This window comes from Paraburkholderia sp. EG286A, assembly GCF_040965375.1.
Taxonomy (GTDB): Bacteria; Pseudomonadota; Gammaproteobacteria; order Burkholderiales; family Burkholderiaceae; genus Paraburkholderia.
Genome location: NZ_JBFRCB010000003.1, coordinates 143,572 through 168,039, shown reverse-complemented (window position 1 = coordinate 168,039; position 24,468 = coordinate 143,572). Strand labels below are relative to the sequence as shown.

The window sequence follows — 24,468 nt, the reverse complement described above, 5'->3', positions numbered from 1 at the left end:
CGCACAAGGGAGAGGGGGATACCATGACGACACCATCGAATCGCCCGCTGAATTTGCCGCTGAAACTGCGCGAGCTGGTTTGCCGTCGCGCCTCTGCGCTCGTCGTCGCGTTCGGGTGCACGTTCGGCTGTGCGCTGGGCGTGCCGTCTGCCGTGCTCGCCCAGGGCGCGCCGCAATCGATCGCCGTGCAGCGCATGGCGACGGTGCAGTCGGGCACCGGCTTTCGCGCCTCGAAGCTCGTGGGCTCCGACGTCTACGACAATAGCGGCAGCAAGATCGGCTCGATCGACGACATCGTGCTCGAGTCGCCTAACCAGGGTGCCTTCGCGATTCTCTCCGTGGGCGGCTTCCTCGGTCTGGGCAAGCATCTCGTGGCCGTGCCGTTCAACGACCTGCGCATCGACCGCAAACAGATCGTGCTGCCGGCCGACAAGGACCAGCTGAAGGCCATGCCCGAGTTCAACTACGCGCACGAATGACGCGCTCGTACGCAAGTGTGATTGCCGGAGGTCAAGACGGTCAGTGCCTGAGTCTAAAGTCTTATTGCGCGCCCCTCGTCCGCGCCCCATAGTGGATGAATGCCTCGTGTGAGGCGTCTGAAGCGGGGAGCGATTCAATGGCGAAGAAAGAGGAAGTCAAGGCCGCGAGCGCAGCCGAGCCGGCAGAAAAACTCAGCGAAAAGGCCTATCAAAAGGAACTCGAGCGCCTGCATGGTGAACTCGTTCGCTTGCAGGAGTGGGTCGTCCAGAAGCGCCTCAGGGTATGCATCTTGTTCGAAGGCCGCGACGGCGCGGGCAAGGGCGGCACGATCAAGGCGCTCACCGAACGCGTGAGCCCGCGCGTGTTTCGCGTATTCGCGCTGCCCGCGCCCACGGAGCGCGAGAAGTCGCAAATGTACTTCCAGCGCTACCTGCCGCTGCTGCCCGCCGCGGGCGAAATCGTGGTGTTCGACCGCAGCTGGTACAACCGTGCGGGCGTCGAGCGCGTGATGGGCTTCTGCACGCCGGAACAGGCCACGGAATTCCTGCGCGGCGTGCCGCTCATCGAGCGCGCCATCATCGACTCGGGCACGATCCTCATCAAGTTCTGGCTCGAAGTGAGCCCGAAAGAGCAGACCCGGCGCCTCGAAGGGCGCATCAACGATCCGCGCAAGATCTGGAAGCTTTCGCCCATGGACCTCCTGTCGTATAGCCGCTGGTACGACTATTCACGCGCGCGCGACGAGATGTTCGACATGACGGATACGCCGGAATCCCCATGGTTCGTTGTCCGATCCGATGACAAGAAACGCGCGCGCCTGAACGTCATCAGCCATATTCTGAACGCCATTCCGTATAAAACGCTGCCGCGCGAAAAGGTCACGCTGCCCGAGCGCCAGAAGCCACAAGGCTACCGCGACCCGGACTATCCTTACCGCTACGTGCAGGAGAAGTACTGAGCGGCATCGCGTCCGATCCGGCGCAGCTTGTCGTCGCGCCGGATCAAACCACACTATCATCACGATTGAACGCTCAAGAGGGGTTAGACCATGGCCGAGCTGCTGCTGGGTAATATCGACGAACACGTCACGGACGCCGAAATCAACGAGTTTCTGGAGCGCTACGGTTTTCCGCCGTACGACGCGATTCAGCGCATCGAGGGCGCGGGCCGTCCCGGCGCGCTGCTCACCTTCCACGCCGCGAGCGAGGAGGGGCTGCGCAGGCTGCAGGGCCGCATTAACAACCTGTTCTGGCGCGAGCACACCATCAGCGCCCAGGTCATGCCGCCGGCACGCGAGGAATAGGCGCCGCGCAAAGACACAACAGGGCGCGTACCGCGGCTACGCCAGCTGCGGTGCGCGCCCTGCATTTTCAGGCGCCGTTTCGAGGCGGCCGTTCTCAGGCCGAACAGGCCGGCCTCAATAGAAGATCAGGCCCGGCCGCTGCGTGCTCACGCGCGTACCCGCCTTGCCCTGGGTGATCGCCACGATATCGGCCAGCGCGCCGATTACCGCATCCTTGCCGGTGTTGCGCGCGAACTCCGCGGCCGCCATGACCTTCGGTCCCATCGACCCGGCCGCGAACCCCATCTTCTCCAGCTCCTCGGGATGAGCGCTCGCGATCGCCTTTTGCGACGGCTTGCTCCAGTCGACGTACGCGGCGTTCACGTCGGTGGCGATGATGAGCATGTCGGCCTCCAGCTCCTGCGCGAGCAGGGCGGAGCACAGATCCTTGTCGATCACGGCCTCCACGCCGCCCAGCTTGTGGCCTTCGCCGTAGAGCGTCGGAATGCCGCCGCCGCCCGCGCAAATCACGATCGTGCCGCGCTCGAGCAGCCATTTCACGGGGCGGATCTCGAAGATGTGCTTCGGCCGCGGGCTCGCCACGACACGGCGGAACTTGTCGCCGTCCGGGGCGATGGTCCAGCCGCGCTCGGCGGCGAGCGTCTCCGCCTGTTCCTTCGTGTAGACCGGGCCGATCGGCTTGCTCGGATGCTGGAACGCCGGATCGTTCGCGTCCACTTCGACCTGGGTGAGGATGGTCGCGAACGGCACCTCGTACGGCAGGAGATTGCCGAGTTCCTGCTCGATCATGTAGCCGATCATGCCCTCGGTCTGCGCGCCGAGCACGTCGAGCGGGTAGCCGGGCACGTCCTTGTAGGCCTCGCCCTGCAGCGCGAGCAGGCCGACCTGCGGCCCGTTGCCGTGGGCGATCACCAGTTCGTTGCCCTGTGCGATCTGCGCGATCTGGGTGGCCGCGAGGCGCACGTTCTCGCGCTGGTTCTCCGCCGTCATCGGCTCGCCGCGACGCAGCAGCGCGTTGCCGCCAAGCGCAATCACGATTCGCATGTCTGACTCCCAAGGTGATGCGTGTCGGTGAAGCGGCGCGCAGGCGCCGCGTTGCCGGGTTTGCAACCCGGCCGCGCGGCACACGCGCGCCGTCGAGCCGTCGGGCTCAAATGTCGGCGAGCGTCGAAACGAGAATCGCCTTGATCGTGTGCATGCGGTTTTCCGCCTGCTCGAAGGCCAGATTCAGCGGCGACTCGAACACTTCCTCCGTCACTTCGACGCCGCCCTTGAGCTCCGGATACTTGTCGGCGATCTGCTTGCCGATCACTGTCTCGCTGTTGTGGAAGGCGGGCAGGCAGTGCATGAAGCGCGTATGCGGCGTGCCGCTCGCCTTCATGAGCGCCATGTTCACCTGGTAGGGCAGCAACACCTTGATACGTTCGCCCCAGGCTTCCATGGGCTCGCCCATCGAGACCCACACGTCGGTGTGCACGAAATCCACGCCCTTGACGGCTTCCTTGGGGTCTTCGGTGAGCAGCATACGCGCGCCGCTTTCCTCGGCGAACTTCTTGCAATCCGCCACGAGATCGTCGTGCGGCCAGAGCGACTTCGGCGCCGCGATGCGCACGTCCATGCCGAGCTTCGCGCCAATCAGCAGCAGCGAATTGCCCATGTTGTTGCGGGCGTCGCCCAGATACGCGTAGCTGATCTGCGTGAGCGGCTTGTCCGAATGCTCGCGCATGGTGAGCACGTCGGCGAGCATCTGCGTGGGGTGGTATTCGTCGGTGAGGCCATTGAACACCGGCACGCCGGCGAACTTCGCCAGTTCCTCGACGATATCCTGCTTGAAGCCGCGGTACTCGATCGCGTCGTACATGCGGCCCAGCACGCGCGCCGTGTCCTTCATGCTTTCCTTGTGGCCGATCTGCGAGGAGGTCGGGTCGATGTAGGTGACGTTCGCGCCCTGGTCATAGGCCGCGACTTCGAACGCGCAGCGCGTGCGCGTGGAGGTCTTTTCGAAGATCAGCGCAATGTTGACGCCCTTGAGGTGCTGTTGCTCGGTCCCCGTGTACTTGGCGCGCTTGAGGTCGCGCGAGAGGTCGAGCAGGTAACGCAGCTCGCGGGTGCTGTGGTGCATCAGACTAAGCAGGCTGCGGTTGCGCAGGTTGAAAGCCATGTCATTTCTCCGTTGCGAATGCAGTGGGAATGCGGTTAAGCGGGCGACGCTCAGAGTTCGACGGCGTCGCGCACGATCGGGCAAGTCATGCAGTGGCCGCCGCCGCGCCCGCGGCCCAGTTCGCTCGCCGTGATCGTGATGACTTCCACGCCGGCCTTGCGCAGCAGCGTATTCGTATAGGTGTTGCGGTCGTAGCCGATCACGACGCCGGGCTCGACACACACCACGTTGTTGCCGTCGTCCCATTGCTCGCGCTCGGCCGCGAACGCGTTGCCGCCGGTCTCGACGATGCGCAGGCTCTTCAAGCCCATCGCTTCGGCCACGACGTCCACGAAGGGCTTTTCCTCGCGGCGCAGGTCGAGCTTCGACGGGCTCTTGTCGTCGGGGCGAACCGAGAACGGCACGATCTCGTTGACCACTTCGGGGAAGATCGTCACGAGGTCGCGGTCGCAGAAGCTGAACACCGTGTCGAGGTGCATGGCCGCGCGCGATTTGGGCAGGCCCGCCACGACGATGCGCTTGGCACCGCCCTTGGCGAAGATGTTCTGCGCGAGACGGCCGATCGCCTGGCGGCTCGTGCGCTCGCCCATGCCGATCAGCACGACGCCGTTGCCGATCGGCATCACGTCGCCGCCTTCGAGCGTGGCCGCGCCATGGTCCTCGTCGGGGTCGCCGTACCACACCTGGAAGTCCTTGCCCGCGAACTCGGGGTGATAGCGGTAGATGGCCGTGGTGAGCAGCGTTTCCTGCCTGCGCGCGGGCCAGTACATCGGGTTCAGCGTTACGCCGCCGTAGATCCAGCAGGTCGTGTCGCGCGTGAAGGTGCTGTTGGGCAGCGGCGCGAGCACGAAGCTCGAATAGCCCAGATAGCGGCGAAATTCCTTGAGGATCTTGCTTTGTTCGGTATCCGGAATATCTTCGGCAACCACACCGCCAATGAGGAATTCCGCGGTCTTGCGCGGCTCGAGCCCTTCGAGCCAGCTGCGCACCTCGCCGGCCAGCGACACGCCCACGGTCTCGGGGCGAACCTTGCGGTCGAGGATGTACTTGAGCGCTTCGGGGTGTTGCACCGTTTCCGTGAGCAGATTGTGCATTTCGAGGACGTCCACGCCGCGCTCGCGCATCTTCGTCACGAAGTCGAAGTGGTCGCGCTTTGCCTGGCTGACCCAGATCACGTCGTCGTAAAGCAGCTCGTCGCAGTTGCTGGGGGTGAGGCGTTGATGCGCGAGACCCGGCGCGCATACCATGACCTTGCGCAGCTTGCCTGCCTCGGAATTGACGCCGAAGGCGACAGTGTCCGTACTCATCATGAGACTCCTCGAATCAGAGGGTGAGAAAGCCCTTGTACAGGCCGAAAGCCGCCAGCAATGCGCCAATCAGCACAGCGGCGAAAACGAACTTCTCGATGTTGGTGAACACGGGCTGGCCGACCTCGCGTTTTGCGCGTGCGAACAGCACGATGCCCGGCGCGTAGAGCAACGCGGACAGCAGCACGTATTTGAGGCCTCCGGCATAAATGAGCCAGACCGCATAGATCACGGCGATGCCCGCGATGACGAGATCCTTGTTGCGCTCGCCGCTGTCGGCCTCATACGTTTCGCCGCGCAGCGCGAGCAGGAATGCGTAGGCTGCCGACCAGAAGTAGGGCAGCAGGATCATCGAGGTCGCGAGATAGATGAGCGAGAGATAGGTGCCCTTCGAGAACAGCGTGATGACGAGGAAGATCTGCACCATGCCGTTCGTGAGCCACAGCGCGTTGGCCGGCACGTGTTTCGCGTTTTCCTTGCGCAGGAAGTTTGGCATCGTGTGGTCGCGCGCGGCCGAAAAGATGATTTCGGCGCACAGCAGCACCCACGAGAGCAGTGCGCCCGCGAGCGACACGACGAGCCCCACGCTGATCAGAATCGCGCCCCAGTGGCCGACCACGTTTTCGAGCACGCCCGCCATCGAGGGGTTCTGCAGGGCCGCGAGCCTGGGCTGCGTGAGCACGCCGAGCGACAGCACGTTGACGAGCACGAGCAGGAGCAGCACGCCGACGAAACCGATGACCGTGGCCTTGCCGACATCGCTGCGCTTTTCCGCGCGCGCGGAGAAAATGCTCGCGCCTTCGATGCCGATGAACACCCACACGGTCACGAGCATCATGCCGCGCACCTGGTTCGTCACGCTGCCGAGCTTGGGATTCATTTGTCCCCAGAAATCGGCCGTGAAGATGCTGGAGCGGAACGCAAACGCGCAGATGATGATAAAGAGGCACAGCGGCACCAGCTTCGCGACCGTGGTGATCTGGTTGACGATTGCGGCTTCCTTGATGCCCCGCAGCACGAGAAAGTGCAGTGCCCAGAGCAGCACCGAGGCGCAGATGATGGAGATCGGCGTGTTGCCCTCGCCGAACACCGGGAAGAAGTAGCCGAGCGTACTGAACAGGAGAACGAAGTAGCCGACGTTGCCGAGCCACGCGCTGATCCAGTAGCCCCAGGCCGAGCCGAAGCCCATGTAGTCGCCGAAGCCGGCTTTCGCGAAGGCGTAGACCCCGCCGTCGAGTTCGGGCTTGCGGATGGCCAGCGACTGGAACACGAACGCCAGCATGAGCATGCCGACCGCGGTGATCGCCCAGCCGATCAGCACCGCGCCGGCGTCGGCGCTGGCCGCCATGTTTTGCGGCAGGGAGAAGATACCGCCGCCCACCATCGAGCCCACGACGAGGGCGGTGAGCGCGCCGAGGCGCAGCTTGTTGGCAGAGGCCGGGGTGGCGGCGCTATCGGGCTTGGCAGCGGGGTGAGACGAAGACGTCGATTCGGACATGCGCGATCTCCTGAGCCGGCTGGGTTGCAGATCTCGCGCTGCGCGCGAGCCCATCAACATGCTTGTGCCTGAATCTGCCGCGCGGATCGCATGCCGCGAGAGCGGAACCCGTGCCGCTACGCGCTCAATCTGATAGGGGGCGCGCAAAATGACAATAAGACCTTGGTCCGATAGGGAGAGGCGAACCGGCGGGAATTAGCCAAATTAAAGGCGCCAGTGGATTGCAGTTTTATGACGGGCCTTATGCCAATTGCGTACGGAACAGGCCGTATGCCGGACTTTCCCGGTAAAAAAGGCGTTGCGCAGCGCAAGGTAAATTAGCGGTTCGATCTATTTGTGCAGGACAACCCGGCATGTGAATTTCGATTTATCTTAGATTAAATCGGAAAGCAAAATATTGATCGCGCGTAACTGTTCAATTACCACTTTTATTCGAAATACTGGAAATAATCACGGCGTGACATGTTATTGCGCACGACGTTAACGGACATCGTCGTCAGCTAATGCGGTTGAAAACCTTCCACTGGTTTCCCTGAATTGTTCGAGGCGCACCGGCTCCGGCACCATTAGCTCAGACGAACACGCACGAGCCCACGCAACCCGATGAACGAAACCGCTCCCGTATCCACTCCGGCCTGGACGCCGGCACCGCAGCAGGTCGAATCAGCGCGCATCACCCGGTTCGTGACGTGGCTCGGCGAGACGCGCGGTCTCGCGTTCGACGACTACGACGCGCTATGGCGCTGGTCCGTCGAGGACGTCGACGCTTTCTGGTGCGCGCTGTGGGACTGGGCGCAGATTCCGTCGCGCGAGGCGCGCGGCGTGGCGCTCGCCGATGCGGCAATGCCCGGTGCACGCTGGTTTCCGGGTGTCGAATTGAACTACGTCGAGCGGGCCTTCCAGCTCGCGAGCGACGCGCGGCCCGCGATCGTTTCGCGCAGCGAGAGCGGTCCCATGGCGGGGCGCACGCGCGAATTGAGCTGGGCGGAGCTGCGCCGCCAGGTCGCGGCTTGCGCGGCCACGCTGCGGCGCATGGGCGTTGCGAGTGGCGACCGCGTGGCGGCCTTCATGCCGAACACGCCCGAAACCGTCGTGGCATTTCTCGCCACGGCGAGCGTGGGCGCGATCTGGTCGGTATGCTCGCCGGACATGGGGCCGCTCGCGGTGCTCGACCGCTTCCGGCAGATCGAACCGAAGGTGCTGTTCGCCGTGGACGGCTATCGCTACGGCGGCAAGCCGCACGACCGGCGCGAGCTGATTCACCATCTGCTGCGCGAACTGCCGGGCGTGGCGCATCTTGTGTTCGTCCCGCAACTCGACCCGGACGCCGACGCCAAGGCGTACCCGCAGGCCACGGCATGGCGCGACGCCATCGCTGGCAACGTCCCGCTGCAGATCGAACCCGTGCCGTTCGATCATCCGTTGTGGATCGTCTATTCGTCGGGCACGACGGGCATGCCCAAGGCCATCGTGCATTCGCACGGCGGCATCGTGGTGGAGCACGTGAAGCTCACCGCGCTGCATCTCGACCTGAACCCTGGTGACCGGTTCCACTGGTACGCCAGCACGAACTGGATCATGTGGAACTGCCAGGTAGGCGGCCTGCTCGCGGGCGCGACGCTCTGCCTCTACGACGGCAACCCGACCTATCCCGACGCGCAGGCGCTGTGGCGCTTCGTGGGCGACACGGGGGTGACGTTCTTCGGCGCGGGGGCGGCGTATTTCCAGGGGTGCCTGAAGGCCGGGGTCGAGCCGCGTGCGGCCGCCGATCTCTCGCGCCTGCGCGCAGTCGGCTCGACCGGCTCGCCGCTGCCGCCCGAAGCGTATGCGTGGATACTCGAGCAGGTGGGGCCCGTCTGGATCGACGCGATTTCGGGCGGCACCGACTTCGCGGGCTGCTTCCTCGCCGGTGTGCCGACCTTGCCGGTCTATCTCGGCGAAATGCAGTGCCGGTGCCTCGGCGCGCGCGTTGAGGCATTCGACGAAGCCGGGCACGCGCGCATCGACGAAGTCGGCGAACTCGTGTGCACCGCGCCCATGCCCTCGATGCCGCTTTACTTCTGGCGCGACGAAGCGCACCGGCGCTACCGCGAAAGCTACTTCGACATGTTTCCTGGCATCTGGCGCCACGGCGACTGGCTGCGCATCACGCCGCGCGGCGGCGCGGTTATCTACGGGCGCTCGGACGCCACCATCAACCGCCACGGCATCCGCATGGGCACGAGCGAGCTGTATCGCGCGGTGGAGTCGGTGCCCGAGGTGCTCGACAGCCTCGTGGTCGATCTGGAGTACCTGGGGCGCAACTCGTCGATGCCGCTCTTCGTGGTGCTGCGCCCCGGTGTCGATCTGAGCGACGCGCTCGCGCAGCGCATTCGCGCGCGCGTGCGCGAGGCGCTCTCGGCACGCCATGTGCCCGACGAGATCCATCAGGTTCAGGCCGTTCCGCGCACGCTCTCGGGCAAGAAGATGGAGGTGCCGATCAAGCGGCTTCTGCTGGGCCAACCGCTCGAGAAGGTGGCCAATCCGGACACCATGGCCAACCCGGAAAGCCTCGCGTGGTTTGCGGCGTTTGCGCGGACGAGGGGCGGGGCAACGTGATTCTCGCCGTGCCGATTTAAAATGGCGCGCGGACCGACGCCGATGTCTGTCCGTTAACCCGGCCTTCCATCGTCAACGCATGCCATCGCCTAGCGCCACCGTTCCCATCTCGCTCGTCAACGGCTTTCTGGCCGGCGCGGGCGCCGAGCCCGCCGTGATCCGCCGCTATCTCAACGAGGCGGGCATCGCGCTGGAACTGCTCGCCAAGCCGGGTGGCCGCGTGACGGAAGAGCAGTTCTCCACGCTCTACCAGACGCTCGCCATCGAACTCGACGACGAGATGCCCGGCATCTTCAGCCGGCCGCTGCGCAGCGGCACGCTCAAGTTTCTCTGCCTGAGCCTGCTCGATGCGCGCAACCTCGAAACGGCCCTGCATCGCTTCGACCAGTTCTTCCACATCGTGCTCGACGATTTCCGGCTCGAGTCGCGCCGCCAGGGGCTCGTGGCCCAGGTGGCATTACGCGCCAATCCGGCGTATGGCGCGATCGGGCCGCTCGGCCAGGAGCTGACGCTCAAGCTCGCGCATGGCGTGTGCTCCTGGCTGATCGGCCAGCGCATTCCGCTCCTGCAAGTCGATTTCGCCTGCGCGCAGCCGCCGCACGCGCTCGATCATCGTTACTTCTTCTCGGGGCCCGTGCGCTTTGGCTGCGAGGCCACGCTGATGCGCTTCAGCGCGGCCTATCTCGACATGCCGATCCGGCAGAGCAAGCGCAACCTGCGCGCGTTTCTCGCGCGCTCGCCCGGCGACTGGATCTTCGAGACCTTCAGCGAGCAGCTCGTGAGCCACAACGTGCGCCAGTACCTGGCCGCGCAACTGCCCGATCTGCCGACCATCGAAGCGGCGGCCGACAGCCTGCACTGCTCGGTGCGCACGCTGTGCCGGCGCCTCGCCGCCGAGGAGACCACCTTCCAGGCACTCAAGGACGAACTGCGCCGCGACGTGGCGATCCAGCGCCTCACCGACACCCAGGACACGATCGCGGCCATTGGCGGCGATCTGGGTTTCGACGACCCCAGCGCCTTTCACCGTGCCTTTCGCCACTGGACGGGCAGCACGCCCGGCACCTACCGTCGCCGCGGCTGAGCGGCTGGGCGCCTGAGCGTCGCCCGGCTGAGCGCAGCCCGGCTGAGCGCAGCCCGGCACAAAGTGGCGATGTCCACCCACGACGGGTGGGCGCGGCCGCCGACAGCGTGGCCAGAATTGTCACCATGTGGTCCGGTTTGGACAGTGGTTTCGCGACCCATTGACGCTACGATCCGTCCTGTACTGCCGCAAGGTGGCCATCCAGGTAACCCTGGCCCGGCGGCGCATCCATTTTGACCCCTGAGTACTGGAAGGACCGATCATGAGCTACAACGCCCCCGTCAAGGACATGCTGTTCGTGCTGAAAGAGCTGGCCGGCATCGACGCCGTCGCAACCCTGCCGGGTTTCGAAGACGCCGGTTTCGACACTGCGCAGGCCGTGCTCGACGAGTGCGCGAAGCTCTCCGGCGAAGTCATCGCGCCGCTGAACGTGGAAGGCGACCGCGCGCCCAGCAGCTGGCGCGACGGCGAGGTCACGGCGACGCCTGGCTTCGCCGGGGCGTTCCGCCAGTACGTCGAGGGCGGCTGGCAGGGTCTGCAGCATCCGTCCGAATTCGGCGGCCAGGCGCTGCCCAAGCTGATTGCGACGCCTTGCATCGAAATGCTCAACGCGGCGAACCTCTCGTTCGCGCTGTGCCCGCTGCTCACCGACGGCGCGATCGAGGCGCTGCTCACCGCGGGCAGCGACGAGCTGAAGGCGCGCTACGTGCCGAAGCTCATCTCCGGCGACTGGACCGGCACGATGAACCTGACCGAGCCGCAGGCCGGCTCCGACCTCGCACTGGTGCGCTCGCGCGCCGAACCGCAGGGCGACGGCACGTACAAGGTCTTCGGTACGAAGATCTTCATCACGTGGGGTGAGCACGACATGGCGGAGAACATCGTTCACCTCGTGCTGGCGCGCACGCCCAACGCGCCCGAAGGCGTGAAAGGCATTTCGTTGTTCGTCGTGCCGAAGTTCCTCGTCAACGAAGACGGCTCGCTCGGCGCGCGCAACGACGTGCATTGCGTCTCGATCGAACACAAGCTCGGCATCAAGGCGAGCCCGACGGCCGTGCTCCAGTACGGCGATCACGGCGGCGCGATCGGCTACCTCGTGGGCGAGGAGAATCGCGGCCTCGAATACATGTTCATCATGATGAACGCCGCGCGCTTCGGTGTGGGCATGCAGGGCGTGGGCGTGGCCGAGAGCGCGTACCAGAAGGCCGTGGCGTACGCGAAGGAGCGTGTGCAGAGCCGCCCCGTGGACGGCTCGCTCAAGCAGTCGGCGACCATCATCCATCATCCGGACGTGCGCCGCATGCTCGCCTCGATGCGTGCGATGACCGAGGGCGCACGAGCGCTCGCCTATGTCGCCGCCGCCTATAGCGACCATGCTCACTACCACGCCGCCCCGGAAGTGCGCGCGCGTAATCTCGCGATCTACGAATTCCTCGTGCCGATCGTGAAGGGCTGGAGCACCGAAATGGTCAACGACGTGACGAGCCTCGGCGTCCAGGTGCATGGCGGCATGGGCTTCATCGAGGAAACGGGCGCGGCCCAGTACTACCGCGACGCGCGCATTCTCGCCATCTACGAAGGCACCACGGCGATCCAGGCGAACGACCTGGTGGGCCGCAAGACGGTGCGCGACGGCGGCGCGGTGGCGAAGGCCCTGCTCGGCGAGATCGCCCGGACTGCCGAGGAACTCGGCCAGGCGGGCGGCGCGGCGGCGGCATCGATGCGCGAGCAGCTGGAGAAGGGCGCGCGTGCACTGGCGAATGTCGTCGACTACGTGGTTGCGAACGTCAAGCGCGACCCGAACGCGGTGTTCGCGGGCAGCGTGCCGTATCTGAAGCTCGCGGGCATCGTGCTGTGCGGCTGGCAAATGGCGCGCGCGCTGCTCGTCGCGCAACGCGAACACGCGAACGATGCCGAGTTTTACGGCGCGAAGATCGCGATCGCGCAGTTCTACGCCGAGCACATTCTCGCGCAGGCAGGCGGCCTCGAGACGTCGATCCTGGCCGCAAAGGGCGACGCGGGCGTGCTCGCGCTGAGCGAAGTGCAGTTTTGATCGGGCGACCCGGAACGCCCAGTTAGCAAAGAAGGAAGAGGATATGTCGTCGATTGATCTGATTGCACAGTACGGCCCACGCGAGTCGATGGAATACGACGTGGTGATCGTCGGTGGCGGCCCCGCCGGGCTGTCTGCCGCGATCCGCCTGAAGCAGCTGGCCGCGGAAAAAGGCACTGAAATCGGTGTCTGCGTGCTGGAGAAAGGCTCGGAAATCGGGGCGCATATCCTCTCGGGCGCGGTCATGGATCCGCGTGCCCTGAACGAGCTGATCCCGGACTGGAAAGAGCAAGGCGCACCGCTGAACGTGCCGGTGACCGAGGACAAGTTCCTGTTCCTCACGGAAACCGGCGCGAAGGGCGTGCCGAACTGGGCACTGCCCGACAACTTCAAGAACCACGGCAACTACGTCATCAGCCTCGCGAACGTCACGCGCTGGCTGGGCCAGCAGGCCGAGGCGCTGGGCGTCGAAATCTTCCCGGGCTTCCCCGCTGCCGAAGTGCTCTACAACGACGACGGGTCGGTCAAGGGCGTCGCCACCGGCAACATGGGTGTCGGCAAGGACGGCGAGCCCACCGAGAACTTCCAGCTCGGCATGGAGCTGCACGCGAAGTACACGCTGTTCTGCGAAGGCTGCCGCGGGCATCTGGGCCGTCAACTGAACGAGAAGTTCAAGCTCGGCAAGGATTCGGATCCGCAGGTCTACGGCATCGGCATCAAGGAACTGTGGGAGATCGATCCCTCGAAGCACCAGCCCGGTCTCGTGATCCATACCGCCGGCTGGCCGCTGGAAAGCGACACCTACGGCGGCTCGTTCCTGTACCACACCGACAACAACCAGGTGATGGTGGGCTTTGTCGTGGGGCTCGCGTACCAGAACCCATATCTCTCGCCGTTCGAGGAATTCCAGCGCTACAAGACGCATCCGGAAATCCGCAAGTACCTCGAAGGCGGCAAGCGCGTGTCGTATGGCGCGCGCGCGATCACGGCCGGCGGCCTGATGTCGCTGCCCAAGCTCGTGTTCCCGGGCGGCGCGCTCGTGGGCGACGATGCGGGCTTCCTCAATGCTTCGCGCATCAAGGGCAGCCACGCGGCGATCAAGACCGGCATGCTGGCAGCCGATGCGGCGTTCGAAGCCGTGCAGGCGGGCCGCCAGAGCGACGAACTCGCGGCCTACCCGGAAGCGTTCAAGCAGTCGTGGCTCCACACGGAGCTGTACAAGGCGCGCAACTTCAAGCAGTGGATGAGCAAGGGCCTGTACCTGGGCACGCTGATGGTGGGCATCGAGCAGAAGCTGCTGGGCGGCAAGGTGCCGTGGACGCTGCATCACCAGCATCGCGATCACGAGATGCTCAAGCCCGCTTCGCAGTGCAAGCCGATCGAGTATCCGAAACCTGACGGCAAGCTCACGTTCGACCGGCTCTCGTCGGTGTTCATCTCGAACACGAACCACGAAGAGAACCAGCCGGCGCACCTCACGCTCAAGGACATGACGGTGCCGGTCGGCATCAACCTCGCGACGTATGCAGGCCCCGAGGCGCGCTTCTGTCCCGCAGGCGTCTACGAGTTCGTGAAGGACGAGCAGGACGCCCATCGTCTGCAGATCAACGCGCAGAACTGCGTACACTGCAAGACCTGCGATATCAAGGACCCGACGCAGAACATCGTGTGGGTCACGCCGGAAGGCGGCGGCGGGCCGAACTACCCGAACATGTAAGCAGCGGGCGACGACATTCCGGGTTTTCCGGTGCATGCCGTCGATGCGGCTTGTGGCAGGCGGGGCGTGGTGCGCCCTCCCTGCCATTTTTTACGTCCGCGAATACCAGTACAGGCCGTCGTCGCGCAGCTCGCGTTTCACTTCGCCGCGATACATCAGGTAGTTCAGGCACGCGAGGCTCTCGCCGGTTGCGAGACTCATCTGCCCGAGATCGTCTTCGCCGATGCGCCGCGCGAACAGCGCACCGAACACATCCACGGCGCGGCGCGGTTCGGCGAGCGTGGCGCGCAGGCGCGCGAGGCTTTTGTCCTGCCCCTGGCGCAAACGCTCGATGCGCGCGTGCAGCCCGTAAAAGCAGTCGTTATGCGAGGGAAGCACGAGCACGTCGTCGGGCACTTCGCGTTGCAGCTTGTCGAACGAGGCGTACCACTGCGCCATCGGGTCCGCGTCGGGCTCGATCGGATAGACCGAAACGTTCGACGAGATGCGTGGCAGCACCTGGTCGCCCGAAATGAACAGCTTCAGCGCCGGGCAGTAAAAGCACGCATGTTCCGGCGAATGCCCCATGCCGACGATCACGCGCCAGTCGTGCGCGCCGATACGCACGACCTCGCCGTCCTGCAGGCGCCGGAAGCTTTCCGGCAGCGCGTGGATATGCTGGCCGAAGCGGCCGAAGCGCGCGCGATAGACATCGATGGCGGACTCGCTCCAGCCCGCGCGGCGATAGAAGTCGAGCGCGTCGGCGGGCGCTTCGCGGCCGGTGTCGGCGGCGGCCACGCGGCAGTTGAAGTACTCGGCGCGCGTCATCCAGAGCCGGCAGTCGAATGCGCGCGTGAGCCAGCCGGCCATGCCCACATGATCGGGGTGCATGTGCGTGACCAGCACGCGTGTCACGCGGGGCGCCGTGCGTGCCTCGCCGCCCTGCGGGAAGATCGCGCGCCACACAGCCGTGGCCGCATCGGTGCGGGCGCCCGTATCGACAACGGCGCAACCTTCGGCGTCGTCGATGAGCCATACGTTGATGTGATCGAGCGCCCAGGGCAGCGGCATACGCAGCCAGCGCACGCCCGCCGCGATCTCGAGGGTCAAGCCGGACGCGGGCGGTTCCGGGTAGGGATAGCACAGCGCTGATCGGGCGCTATTGGATGCGGCCTCGGGCGTGCTGTCGGGGAAGGCTTCGGTGCGGTCGGTCATGCTTCGGGGCGCAAAGGGAAATGGGGAGCGCAAACTTTCGTGCATCGCGCGCAGGATAGCGTGAATGCAGCCCGCCCGCCCACGTCCATTTGGGGGCTGAGCAAGTGACGCGCATCACTGCTGCACGACGCTGCGCTGCCGCACGCCTGTTTACTTTTGTTTCCGCTTGTTGCTTCTCGTTGCCGCCTGTTTCCCTTTGTTGCCCGATGACGACGCCCGATCGCGTAGCATCGCACCTCAACGTCGATATTTATTGCGCCGCAACAAAATGATGCCTACACTGACCAGTGTCTGCCGGCTGCCTCGACGCTTTCGCAAAGGAGGGCGTGACATGACGAATCGATCAAACACTTTGCATGCATCTCTGAAGCTGCACGTCTTCGAACAGGAAGGAGGGTGGCATTGGGGTATCACCATCCCTCGCAGCGCGGGTAGCGGCTTCAAGCTCATCGCATACAGCGAAACGACCTTCAACGGCGAGAGCGAAGCGCTGCGCGATGGCAGCCGCGCGCTCGAAAATCTACCGGAAGACGCGGCACTCGCGTTCGCACCCTGAAACGGCGCGCATCACCGACAAACCCGTTCACGAAGTCTCTTTACGGCACATGCAGTAGATGAACTTCTGCGTGGCGCCACCCGGCGTGTGATGCTCCTCGCGTTCCTGTTTGAGCAGCGTGAAGGGCGCGCCAAATTCGGCGTGTAACGCATCGGCGCTATAGCGCATGACGGGCAGCCCGCTGCAATGGTCGGGGCCGTCCTCGGCAAAGGTCGCCACGATCACGATGCCGCCCGGTTTTACGGCACGCAGCACGGCGTTCACATAGGCTTCCCGGTCTTCGTGGCTCGTCAGGAAATGAAACACGGCGCGGTCGTGCCAGACGTCGTAAGCCTGCACCGGCAATTCGATTTGCGTGATGTCGCCCACGATCCACGAAACGCGGTTTGCGCGTTCGCCCACTCGCGTTGCGAGGCGCATGCGAGCGGCGTCGAGCGCGGCGTCGGAAAGGTCCAGCACCGTGACGTTGCGATAGTCGTCCGCCACGAGGTCGTCGACCAGCGTCGACGCGCCGCCGCCCACGTCGATGATGGCCGCATCCTTCGACAGACCCGCCTGACGAATGAGCGCCACCGACTGGAGCGCATGCTCCTGAAACCAGCTTACGTGGGTCGGCGTCTTTGTCGTGTAGACGCGATTCCAGTGATCCCGCGACTGCATAAAACCTCCTGCCTCGTTACTCGCAAAGTTCGATGTCCGAAAGCGTCTGCGCGCTCGTTTCCTTGAGCAGCGCGCGAGGACGCTCCCACATATTGTCGCTGAAGATGGGTCTCAGTGGCGTTCGGGACACGGCGCGCAAGTCGCGCGGTGGATGTGAGGGCAGACCCGAGCCGACGTGATGGCCGCCTGCGGCGCGTTTTTCGAGTGGAGAGTTTGTTATTAAAAACACTCTATTACGATAAGAAAAGTTATCTTATCTGTCCGGTTTGATGGCGCACCTGGAGCACGTCGGCCGTCTTGCGGAAAGCTGTTAGCTTGCACGTCGCGGTTTTCGCGCAACGTGCAAGCGGAACCAAAGGGTAGGGCGTGCGAAACCGGCGTCGGACCACGCTTGTCGCACGCGTTGCGCTTTACCCCAGTTTGTTGGCCTGTTCCTTCGCAAGCAGGCGTTGAGCCTGTCGGTCTCCGCGGTTGGCTTCCTGCGAGGTCTGCACCGACGTTTCGGTGGCTTCGGCCAATGCAGCGCGTGCGGCGTTGCTGATCGTGACGGCATACGAAGCCGACGGCGTCGAAGCCTGTGTCGTCGTCGTAGTGGACTGCGCCTGCGTCTTGCTGGCAGGTTGCGTAGCGGCAGTCGCCTGCTGGTTCTGCGCGCCGGTATTCGCTGCTGTCGTAGCGGCGGGTTGGCTAGAAACTGCCTGGATTGTCATCAGAAGGTCTCCAATAAAGAGAGAAAAAACCGGGAACTGCGCCCGATTTATCGGAGCACCTTCCAGATACTTAAGAAGTATTTATTTTCGGAAAGCAAATCAACTTAAGGCTCGCATAAGCTGCGGTTCGATTTCTGCCAGCGCCATTCATAATCGCCCGACGACTGGTTTAAAAGCTGATCAGGTCCGGGTTTCCTTGATGCCCCGTGCCGTGGCGCTTCCGCCCTTGGATCTCGTTGAAAACATGTTCTGGAATGAAAGCAACTTTTATTCAGCTTAAAAGGCGTACCTTTGGCACCGCGAAAATAAGGCTCCACGTCGGGAATATCGTTTAGATAAGGAGTTCATCAGAATTCAACGCTACCATCCCGCGAATCTTTCAAGTTTCCCCTGGAATTCCATTGTGTTGCCGCTCGCGAACGACGTCACTCACGACAACTGGTCCTCGTGGATCATCCGGCAGCGTCATGGCGATGATCGCGCCCATGAGCACAAGGTCCGTGCCGAGATCACAAGGTACGCGGACCGTGTGCTGGATTCCGTTCGCCTGCGCCCCGGCATGACATTGGCCGATATCGGGACGGGTGATGGTCTCGTCGGGTTTCGCGCGATTGAACGGGCCGGCGCCGCGCTCCGGGTGCTCATGACCGATATTTCGGCGCCGCTGCTGCGGCACACGGAAGAGCGGGCCCGAAGCCTGGGTGTGAGCGGGCAGTGCGCATTCATACACGGCAGCGCCGAGAATCTGGAAGGCATCGCGAACGAAGCAGTCGATGCCGCCACGATGCGCGCGGTGCTGGCGTATGTGGCAGACAAGCCCGCGGCAATGCGAGAGATTTACCGCATCCTCAAACCGGGTGGCCGCTTCGCCATCGCCGAGCCGATTTTGCGTGACGAAGCGCTCGAGGTTTGCCTGCTCAAGCAACTCGTCGATTCCCGTGCGTTCAACACGGATGATCCCTTCTTTCCCTTGCTGCTCCGGTGCCGGGCAGCGCAGTTCCCCGACACGGAGGAGAAGGCGCGCTCGCTGCCCATCACGAACTATGGCGAACGGGACCTCGTGCGCTTCGCGATCGATGCGGGCTTCACCGACATTCATCTGGAATTGCACATCGAAGTGCGAACAGAGGACAGCCTGCCTTGGGAAACGTTTCTTCGTACCTCGCCCCACCCGTTGGCGCCCAGCCTGGAAGAGGTCTTCGAAAAGGAACTTACCCGCGATGAGCGCGCGTATCTGGAGGTCAGAATGCGGGCGATTTTCGAAAGCGGAGCGCAACTCGGCGCTGAGCGCATCGCCTATCTGACGGCAAAGCGGCCGTAGAGACCGGATGCAAACGCCTGCTTAAGGATTGCATAAGCGTTAACCCTGCAGAATGCGCAGCATGCCTGCCGCAACGCCACCAACGCGTGGTGTTTGCGTTCAGGCCCATGCTCGCGCATTCATGCTGCGCGGGATTGGCTTGAGGAGTCCATATTGTCCAGCCCGCAGTCTCGCGCGATGGTTCCGCGCGTCTTTCACTTCAACATCCCAAGTCGCGCGCGCGCCACGCTCGTCGCCTTCGCATCGGGCACCGCACTGCTTGCCGGTTGCGCAAGCTACAAGGCGCAGCCATTGGTTACCGGACCTTCGTTGACCACGCAGGATGCGCTCGCACGGGTGCAGATCGATCCTGCGAAAATGCCGCTGCCCGAGCTTGCGGCGCATCGCTTCGATCCGTCGAACGGCTTCGACATCGAAGACGTCGCGATGCTGGCCGTCGCCAACAATCCCGACCTGAAACTTGCGCGTGACGATCTCGGCATTGCGCAAGCGCAGGCGTTTTCAGCAGGACTCCTGCCGGATCCACAGGTGAGCATCTCCAGCGACTATCCCGGCGCCGCTGGGTTGTCGCGCGCGTTCAGCTACGGCCTGAGCATGGACGTGATGGCGATTGTCACGCGTGGCGCGAACACGAAGTCCGCCAACGCCACGGTTCGCAAGACCGATCTGGGTCTGCTCTGGCAGGAGTGGCAGGTCGTGGCGCAGGCGAAGCAGCTATACGTGAGAGCGCGCTTTCAGGATGAGGTGTTGCCGCTGCTCGAGCAGCAGACGGCGCTCGCCCGCACGCGTTACGAACGTACCGCGCACGCGGCAAGCGAGCACAACGTGACGGCTGACAGCGTCGCCGCGTCGCTCACCGCCTACGAAGACGCCCGCAAGCCATACACGGACATGCAGCATGCGCGCGAGCAGACGCACCATGACCTCAATGCGCTGCTCGGCCTCGCGCCCGACACGACGCTTGCGCTCACTGGTGACACGGCAGTCACGCCGATGCCCGATGGCACGCTCGACGCTGCCGTTGCGAAGCTGGCGCAGCGCCGTCCCGATCTGATCGCGCTGCAGGCCGGCTACGAGGCGCAGGAGCAGAAGTACCGCGCCGCAATCCTCAACCAGTTCCCCAGTCTTTCGGTGGGCTTTACGCGCCAGCGCGACACTTCGGAGATCTACACGAGCGGCTTCGCGATCAACCTCACGCTGCCGGTCTTCAACCGCAATCGCGGCAATATCGCCATCGAGCAGGCCACGCGGCAGCGTCTCGCAGACGAATACCAGACACGCCTGAACGCGGCTTACGCCGATATCGCCCACCTGCGTGCCGACAGCGCGATCGCTGCGCATCAACTCGATCAGGATGACGCTGCGCTACCGGGGCTCGAGCGTGCCGCCGTGCAGGCGCGCGACGCCTACGCGGCGCGCAACATCGTGCTCGGCCAGTACGTCGATGCGCAAATCGCGGCGCTCGCGCGTCGCATCGATGCCGCCACTGCGCGCGAAGCGCTAGCGGAGCAACGCGTTGGCCTCCAGGCGCTGCTCGGCAGCGCGATCCCCGATCCTGATCAGACTCCGTCCGCCCGAGGCGCCACTGCTGAAAGCGCGCCCACCAATACCATCGTTGCACGTTGATCTCCATGACTGAGCACCGCTTTCTTTCCGGCACGCGTTCGCGTGTCGCCGTCTGCGCACTTGGCGCGGCGGCCGCGCTCGCCGCTGGCGCAGCGCTTTTCGCACCGCATGCAGCGCGCGCAGATGACGCCGGCGCGTCGGGCAGCCCGCCTGCGCCATCCGCCGCCGTGCAGGTCGTGCAGGTGATGCGCCAGCCGGTTGCCCAAACTGTCGTCGCGTATGGCGCCGTCGCGTCTGCGGCCTCCAACGCCACGACCATCAGCCTTCCGTATCTCGCACGCGTGACGCGCGTGCTCGTGCAGCCCGGCCAGACCGTCGCGCAGGGCGCAGCGCTTTTCGTGGTGCAAGCCGATCCAAACGCTGTGATCGCCTATACGCAGGCACAAAGCGCAGCGACGCTCGCACGTGGCGAACTCGCTCGCACCGGCTCGCTCTTTCACGACGGTCTCGCCACGCAATCGCAGCTCGCCGCGGCGCAAAAGGCGCTGGATGACGCACAGCAGGCGCTCGCCGCGCAACAAGCGACGGGTATTGCGCCGGGTTCGAAAACGATCGCGGCGCCAGCGGCCGGCGTCATCGCGCAGCTTGCCGCGGCGCCGGGCGACCGGATCCAGGCGGGCACAGCGCTCGCCCAGCTCGTTGCATCCAATGGCGCCGCGGGCAATGCCGCGAACATTTCGCTGGGCGTCGAACCCGCCGACGCGCTCACGCTGCGCGCCGGCGATCGTATCGTGCTGCGCCCGCTGTCCGCCTCGCTCGGGTCGCAGCGTGCGCAAGGGCGCATCGTGCTCGTCGGCGCAGCCATCGACGCGCAGAGCCAGCTCGTGAACGTGAGTGCGAACGTGCCGCTCGCGAGCGCCGCGTTCCTGCCGGGAACGCGCGTGCGGGCCGACATCGATACGCAGACCGGCACGTGGTGGAACGTGCCGCGCGCCGCGGTGCTGCGGGACGCGAAGGGCAGCTATGTGTTTCAGGTCGCGCCGACCAACAAGGCGCACCGCGTCGATGTGCAGGTGAAAGTCGAGCATGGCGATACGTACGGCGTGGATGGCGCGCTCGACGCCTCGCGGCCGCTCGTCGTCGTCGGCAACTACGAACTCGAAGACGGCATGGCCGTGCGCGTGGCGCAAGGCGGCGCGCGATGACGTTCAGCCAGTGGATGCAGCGCCACCGTCGTTCGCTGCTGTTCGTGATTGCGCTTGCCGCGCTTGCCGGAGCGCTCACCGCGTTGCGCCTGCCGATCTCGCTCTTTCCGAACGTGTCCTTTCCGCGCGCCGTGATTTCGCTCGACGCGGGCGACCGTCCGGCCGAACAGATGGCGACGCTCGTCACCATGCCGGTGGAGGAAGCGTTGCGGCGCGTGCCGAACGTGCGCGACGTGGAATCCCGCACGAGTCGGGGCTCAGCGGAAATCTCGCTGAATTTCGACTGGGGTACGGACATGGCGCAAGCCACGTTGCAGGCGCAGTCGGCCATTGCCGAGATTCTCGCGACGCTGCCGCCCGGCACCAGCATGCAGGTGCGCCGGATGGACCCCACGGTGTTTCCGGTGCTCGCGTACAGCCTGACGTCGTCGCGCCTGTCGCTCTCGCAGCTCTACGACCTCGCCCAGTTCCAGTTGCGTCCGCTGCTTTCCTCGGTTGAGGGCGTGGCGCGCGTGGACGTGACGGGTGGGGCGCGCGACGAGCTCGAAGTGGCCGTCGATCCCGCGCGGCTCGCGGCGTACAAGCTTTCAGTCGCCGATATCTCGCGTGCGATCGGCGCGGGCAACGTGCTGATGGCCACCGGGCGCATCGAGGACCACGACAAGCTCTTTCTCGTCGTGGCGAATTCGGCTTTCAGCGGGCTCGAGACACTGAAAAACGTGGTCGTGTCGTCCGCGGGCGCCACGCAGATCCGCCTGCGCGATGTGGCCACCGTCACCGAGGGGACCGTGCCGCAATGGATCCGCGTGACCGCCGACGGTCAGGACGCGGTGCTGATCAACGTCTACCAGCAGCCCGGCGCGAACAGCGTGGCGATGGCGCAGGCGATTCGCGCGCGCCTGAAGGGCTTCGGCCCGCAGATGCCGCACGGCGTGACGCTCTCGAACTGGTACGACCAGAGCGAACTCGTGATCGCCTCGGCCACCAGCGTACGCGATGCCATCATGATTGGCGTGGTGCTCGCGGCGCTCACGCTCTTCGTATTTCTGCGCAACACGAAGATCACGCTCATCGCCGTGGCGCTCGTGCCTATCGTGATGGCGGCGACCATTCTGCTGCTCGACGTGTTCGGCATGGGCTTCAACATCATGACGCTCGGCGGGATGGCGGCGGCGGTGGGCCTCGTGATCGACGATGCCATCGTGATGATCGAGCACATCGCGCGGCGGATGCGCGAAGCGGGCGCGCATGCGTTTCATGGCCGCGTGATGAGCGCGGCGCTCGAATTTACACGGCCGCTCGCCGGCTCTTCGGCGGCAACGCTCATCATCTTCGTGCCGCTGGCGTTTCTCTCGGGCGTAACCGGCGCGTTCTTCAAGGCGCTTTCGGTGACGATGGCGAGCGCGCTCTTTATTTCGTTCCTCGTCACGTGGCTCGCCATCCCGATTCTCTGCGATCGCTGGCTCACGGCGAAGGATGCCGAGGAGCATCGCGAAACGCGTTTCGCTGCATGGCTGAACCGTGCCTACGCGCGGCTCGTCTCGCGCGTGAGCGCGCGGCCCCTGTGGGTGCTCGCGCTCGTCGTTCCGCTGGCGCTGCTTTCGGCGCTCGCGTTCACGCGGGTCGGCAGCGGCTTCATGCCGTCGATGGACGAGGGCGGTTTCGTGCTCGACTATCACACGCAGGCGGGCACGTCGATCACGGAAACCGATCGCCTGATGCAACAAATCGAAGCGATCATTCGCGCGAACCCGAATGTGGCGACGTATTCACGCCGTACCGGCGCCGGACTTGGCGGCGACCTGAACGAGCCGAACAAGGGGGACTTCTTCGTGCGCCTGAAGTCGGGCAGCCGCGAACCCATCGACACGGTGATGGAGGAGATCCGTTCGCAGATCGAAACAAACGTGCCCGGTGTGAGCGTCGAGCTTGCGCAGTTGATGGAGGACCTGATCGGCGACCTCACGGCGGTGCCGCAGCCCGTGCAGATCAAGATCTACTCGGACGACGCTCATGTGCTCGATACGACCGCCCAACGTGTGGCCGCACGCATCGGCAAGATTGCCGGTATCGTCGACGTGAACGACGGCATCAATCCTGCCGGCGACGCCATCGATCTGCGCATCCGGCCCGACGCCGCGGCTGCCGAAGGCATGGACCCGCAGGCAGTCGCGCAGCAGGTCTCGGACCTGCTGGACGGCAACGTGGCCACGCAGTTCCAGAACGGCCCGAAGACGGTCGGCGTGCGCGTGCGTGCGCAAGGCGCGCTGCAAATGACGGACACCGAACTCGCGCGCCTGCCGTTGCGTGCGCCGGACGGACACGTGTTCGCGCTCGCACGCGTTGCCGACCCGGTGCACGTAAGCGGGCAACCCGAGATCAGTCGCGACAACCTCAAGCGCATGGTGGCGGTGACGGCACGCATCGACGGGCGCGACCTCGGCTCGACCATTGCCGACGTGCAGCGCGCGCTTGCCGATCCCGCGCTCCTGCCAACGGGCGTCTATTACGAACTGGGCGGCTTGTACCAGCAACAGCAGATCGCCTTCAAGGGGCTGCTCGCGGTGTTCGGCGCGGCCGTGGCGCTGGTGTTCGGCTTGCTGCTGTTCCTCTATGAGCGCTTTCGTGTAGCGCTCGCGGTGATGGCGATGCCGCTGCTCGCCACCGGCGCCGTTTTCATCGGGCTGTGGGCGACGGGCATCGAACTCAACATCTCCGCGATGATGGGCATGACGATGATCGTCGGCATCGTGACGGAGGTCGCGATCTTCTACGTTTCCGAGTTCCAGGGGCTCGTACGCGACGAAGGCGTGCCGCTCGATGAGGCGTTGCAGGCCGCGGGCCGCAATCGCCTGCGGCCGATCGCGATGACGACCATCGCAGCCATTCTCGCGCTGCTGCCGCTCGCCTTCGCGCTCGGCCAGGGTTCCGCGATGCAGCAACCGCTCGCCGTCGCGATCATCTCGGGCTTGATCGTGCAGATGCCGCTCGTGCTGCTGGTGCTGCCCGTGCTGCTGCGCCTCCTGCTTCGAGTAAAAGGGGGGAGGTGAGTGGC

Annotated in this window: 19 protein-coding genes; 12 read left to right on the top strand and 7 right to left on the bottom strand. The window is 64.8% G+C overall.

Translation table 11 applies throughout. The features are described 5' to 3' along the window. Positions 1–23 precede the first annotated feature (23 nt). The 3 genes from AB4Y35_RS13470 (at position 24) to AB4Y35_RS13460 (ending at position 1,783) form a co-directional block, all read left to right on the top strand. On the top strand, positions 24–479 hold the full coding sequence (locus AB4Y35_RS13470) for a PRC-barrel domain-containing protein (protein ID WP_368704757.1): 456 nt from the start codon (positions 24–26) through the stop codon (positions 477–479). A gap of 137 nt (positions 480–616) precedes the next feature. Further along, on the top strand, positions 617–1,438 hold the full coding sequence (ppk2, locus tag AB4Y35_RS13465; RefSeq protein ID WP_368704756.1) for a polyphosphate kinase 2: 822 nt from the start codon (positions 617–619) through the stop codon (positions 1,436–1,438). A 90-nt stretch (positions 1,439–1,528) separates the two neighbouring features. Next, entirely contained in the window at positions 1,529–1,783 is a 255-nt protein-coding gene (locus tag AB4Y35_RS13460; RefSeq protein WP_254313976.1) for an RNA-binding protein, read from the top strand. A gap of 114 nt (positions 1,784–1,897) precedes the next feature. Here the strand turns inward: AB4Y35_RS13460 and arcC are convergent, their stop codons facing one another. The 4 genes from arcC to arcD form a co-directional block, all read right to left on the bottom strand. Continuing rightward, on the bottom strand, positions 1,898–2,827 hold the full coding sequence (gene arcC / locus AB4Y35_RS13455; protein WP_368704755.1) for a carbamate kinase: 930 nt from the start codon (positions 2,825–2,827) through the stop codon (positions 1,898–1,900). Between the two features lie 106 nt (positions 2,828–2,933). Next, the gene (locus tag AB4Y35_RS13450; RefSeq protein ID WP_368704754.1) at positions 2,934–3,944 is read right to left on the bottom strand and encodes an ornithine carbamoyltransferase; all 1,011 of its coding nucleotides are present in this window, start codon (positions 3,942–3,944) and stop codon (positions 2,934–2,936) included. Between the two features lie 50 nt (positions 3,945–3,994). Next, complete coding sequence (gene arcA / locus AB4Y35_RS13445; RefSeq protein WP_342923959.1) at positions 3,995–5,251, bottom strand: arginine deiminase; 1,257 nt, start codon at positions 5,249–5,251, stop codon at positions 3,995–3,997. Positions 5,252–5,267: 16 nt separating this feature from the next. After that, the gene (gene arcD / locus AB4Y35_RS13440; protein WP_368686336.1) at positions 5,268–6,635 is read right to left on the bottom strand and encodes an arginine-ornithine antiporter; all 1,368 of its coding nucleotides are present in this window, start codon (positions 6,633–6,635) and stop codon (positions 5,268–5,270) included. 717 nt (positions 6,636–7,352) lie between these two features. On the opposite strand from arcD, the gene AB4Y35_RS13435 reads away from it, so the two are divergent. From AB4Y35_RS13435 to AB4Y35_RS13420, 4 genes are all read left to right on the top strand, one after another. Beyond that, complete coding sequence (locus AB4Y35_RS13435) at positions 7,353–9,347, top strand: acetoacetate--CoA ligase (RefSeq protein WP_368704753.1); 1,995 nt, start codon at positions 7,353–7,355, stop codon at positions 9,345–9,347. Between the two features lie 79 nt (positions 9,348–9,426). Continuing rightward, positions 9,427–10,431 (top strand): AraC family transcriptional regulator, encoded by a 1,005-nt coding sequence (locus AB4Y35_RS13430; protein WP_368686029.1) that lies wholly within the window; start codon positions 9,427–9,429, stop codon positions 10,429–10,431. A 262-nt stretch (positions 10,432–10,693) separates the two neighbouring features. Then, positions 10,694–12,484, top strand: coding sequence for an acyl-CoA dehydrogenase (locus AB4Y35_RS13425; protein WP_368704752.1), 1,791 nt, complete (start codon positions 10,694–10,696; stop codon positions 12,482–12,484). 43 nt (positions 12,485–12,527) lie between these two features. Further along, entirely contained in the window at positions 12,528–14,201 is a 1,674-nt protein-coding gene (locus tag AB4Y35_RS13420) for an electron transfer flavoprotein-ubiquinone oxidoreductase (RefSeq protein ID WP_368704751.1), read from the top strand. Positions 14,202–14,291: 90 nt separating this feature from the next. Here AB4Y35_RS13420 and AB4Y35_RS13415 read toward each other — a convergent pair whose 3' ends face one another. Further along, on the bottom strand, positions 14,292–15,395 hold the full coding sequence (locus AB4Y35_RS13415; protein ID WP_368704750.1) for an MBL fold metallo-hydrolase: 1,104 nt from the start codon (positions 15,393–15,395) through the stop codon (positions 14,292–14,294). A gap of 331 nt (positions 15,396–15,726) precedes the next feature. On the opposite strand from AB4Y35_RS13415, the gene AB4Y35_RS13410 reads away from it, so the two are divergent. Continuing rightward, a complete protein-coding gene (locus AB4Y35_RS13410) occupies positions 15,727–15,951 on the top strand; it encodes a hypothetical protein (protein ID WP_069265725.1) in 225 nt (74 codons plus the stop codon). 27 nt (positions 15,952–15,978) lie between these two features. On the opposite strand, the gene AB4Y35_RS13405 is transcribed toward AB4Y35_RS13410, so the two are convergent. Both AB4Y35_RS13405 and AB4Y35_RS13400 read right to left on the bottom strand, forming a co-directional pair. Further along, positions 15,979–16,611, bottom strand: a complete 633-nt coding sequence (locus AB4Y35_RS13405) for a class I SAM-dependent methyltransferase (protein ID WP_368704749.1) — start codon at positions 16,609–16,611, stop codon at positions 15,979–15,981. 410 nt (positions 16,612–17,021) lie between these two features. After that, positions 17,022–17,321 carry a hypothetical protein gene (locus AB4Y35_RS13400; protein WP_368704748.1) on the bottom strand — a complete coding sequence of 100 codons (300 nt, stop codon included), beginning with the start codon at positions 17,319–17,321 and terminating at the stop codon, positions 17,022–17,024. Between the two features lie 403 nt (positions 17,322–17,724). On the opposite strand from AB4Y35_RS13400, the gene AB4Y35_RS13395 reads away from it, so the two are divergent. The 4 genes from AB4Y35_RS13395 (at position 17,725) to AB4Y35_RS13380 (ending at position 24,463) form a co-directional block, all read left to right on the top strand. After that, positions 17,725–18,642, top strand: a complete 918-nt coding sequence (locus tag AB4Y35_RS13395) for a class I SAM-dependent methyltransferase (RefSeq protein ID WP_368704747.1) — start codon at positions 17,725–17,727, stop codon at positions 18,640–18,642. Positions 18,643–18,795: 153 nt separating this feature from the next. Then, positions 18,796–20,268: a TolC family protein gene (locus AB4Y35_RS13390; protein WP_368704746.1), complete on the top strand. Its 1,473-nt coding sequence runs from the start codon at positions 18,796–18,798 to the stop codon at positions 20,266–20,268. 5 nt (positions 20,269–20,273) lie between these two features. After that, positions 20,274–21,413 (top strand): efflux RND transporter periplasmic adaptor subunit, encoded by a 1,140-nt coding sequence (locus AB4Y35_RS13385; protein ID WP_368704745.1) that lies wholly within the window; start codon positions 20,274–20,276, stop codon positions 21,411–21,413. Continuing rightward, entirely contained in the window at positions 21,410–24,463 is a 3,054-nt protein-coding gene (locus AB4Y35_RS13380) for an efflux RND transporter permease subunit (RefSeq protein ID WP_368704744.1), read from the top strand. Before AB4Y35_RS13385 ends, AB4Y35_RS13380 begins: the two co-directional genes overlap by 4 nt. The last annotated feature ends 5 nt before the right edge of the window (positions 24,464–24,468 follow it).

Coding starts and splice junctions, on each gene's coding strand:
- AB4Y35_RS13470 (WP_368704757.1), top strand. CDS start 24: ATGACGACACCATCGAATCGCCCGCTGAATTTGCCGCTGAAACTGCGC.
- ppk2 (WP_368704756.1), top strand. CDS start 617: ATGGCGAAGAAAGAGGAAGTCAAGGCCGCGAGCGCAGCCGAGCCGGCA.
- AB4Y35_RS13460 (WP_254313976.1), top strand. CDS start 1,529: ATGGCCGAGCTGCTGCTGGGTAATATCGACGAACACGTCACGGACGCC.
- arcC (WP_368704755.1), bottom strand. CDS start 2,827: ATGCGAATCGTGATTGCGCTTGGCGGCAACGCGCTGCTGCGTCGCGGC.
- AB4Y35_RS13450 (WP_368704754.1), bottom strand. CDS start 3,944: ATGGCTTTCAACCTGCGCAACCGCAGCCTGCTTAGTCTGATGCACCAC.
- arcA (WP_342923959.1), bottom strand. CDS start 5,251: ATGAGTACGGACACTGTCGCCTTCGGCGTCAATTCCGAGGCAGGCAAG.
- arcD (WP_368686336.1), bottom strand. CDS start 6,635: ATGGTGGGCGGCGGTATCTTCTCCCTGCCGCAAAACATGGCGGCCAGC.
- AB4Y35_RS13435 (WP_368704753.1), top strand. CDS start 7,353: ATGAACGAAACCGCTCCCGTATCCACTCCGGCCTGGACGCCGGCACCG.
- AB4Y35_RS13430 (WP_368686029.1), top strand. CDS start 9,427: ATGCCATCGCCTAGCGCCACCGTTCCCATCTCGCTCGTCAACGGCTTT.
- AB4Y35_RS13425 (WP_368704752.1), top strand. CDS start 10,694: ATGAGCTACAACGCCCCCGTCAAGGACATGCTGTTCGTGCTGAAAGAG.
- AB4Y35_RS13420 (WP_368704751.1), top strand. CDS start 12,528: ATGTCGTCGATTGATCTGATTGCACAGTACGGCCCACGCGAGTCGATG.
- AB4Y35_RS13415 (WP_368704750.1), bottom strand. CDS start 15,395: ATGACCGACCGCACCGAAGCCTTCCCCGACAGCACGCCCGAGGCCGCA.
- AB4Y35_RS13410 (WP_069265725.1), top strand. CDS start 15,727: ATGACGAATCGATCAAACACTTTGCATGCATCTCTGAAGCTGCACGTC.
- AB4Y35_RS13405 (WP_368704749.1), bottom strand. CDS start 16,611: ATGCAGTCGCGGGATCACTGGAATCGCGTCTACACGACAAAGACGCCG.
- AB4Y35_RS13400 (WP_368704748.1), bottom strand. CDS start 17,321: ATGACAATCCAGGCAGTTTCTAGCCAACCCGCCGCTACGACAGCAGCG.
- AB4Y35_RS13385 (WP_368704745.1), top strand. CDS start 20,274: ATGACTGAGCACCGCTTTCTTTCCGGCACGCGTTCGCGTGTCGCCGTC.
- AB4Y35_RS13380 (WP_368704744.1), top strand. CDS start 21,410: ATGACGTTCAGCCAGTGGATGCAGCGCCACCGTCGTTCGCTGCTGTTC.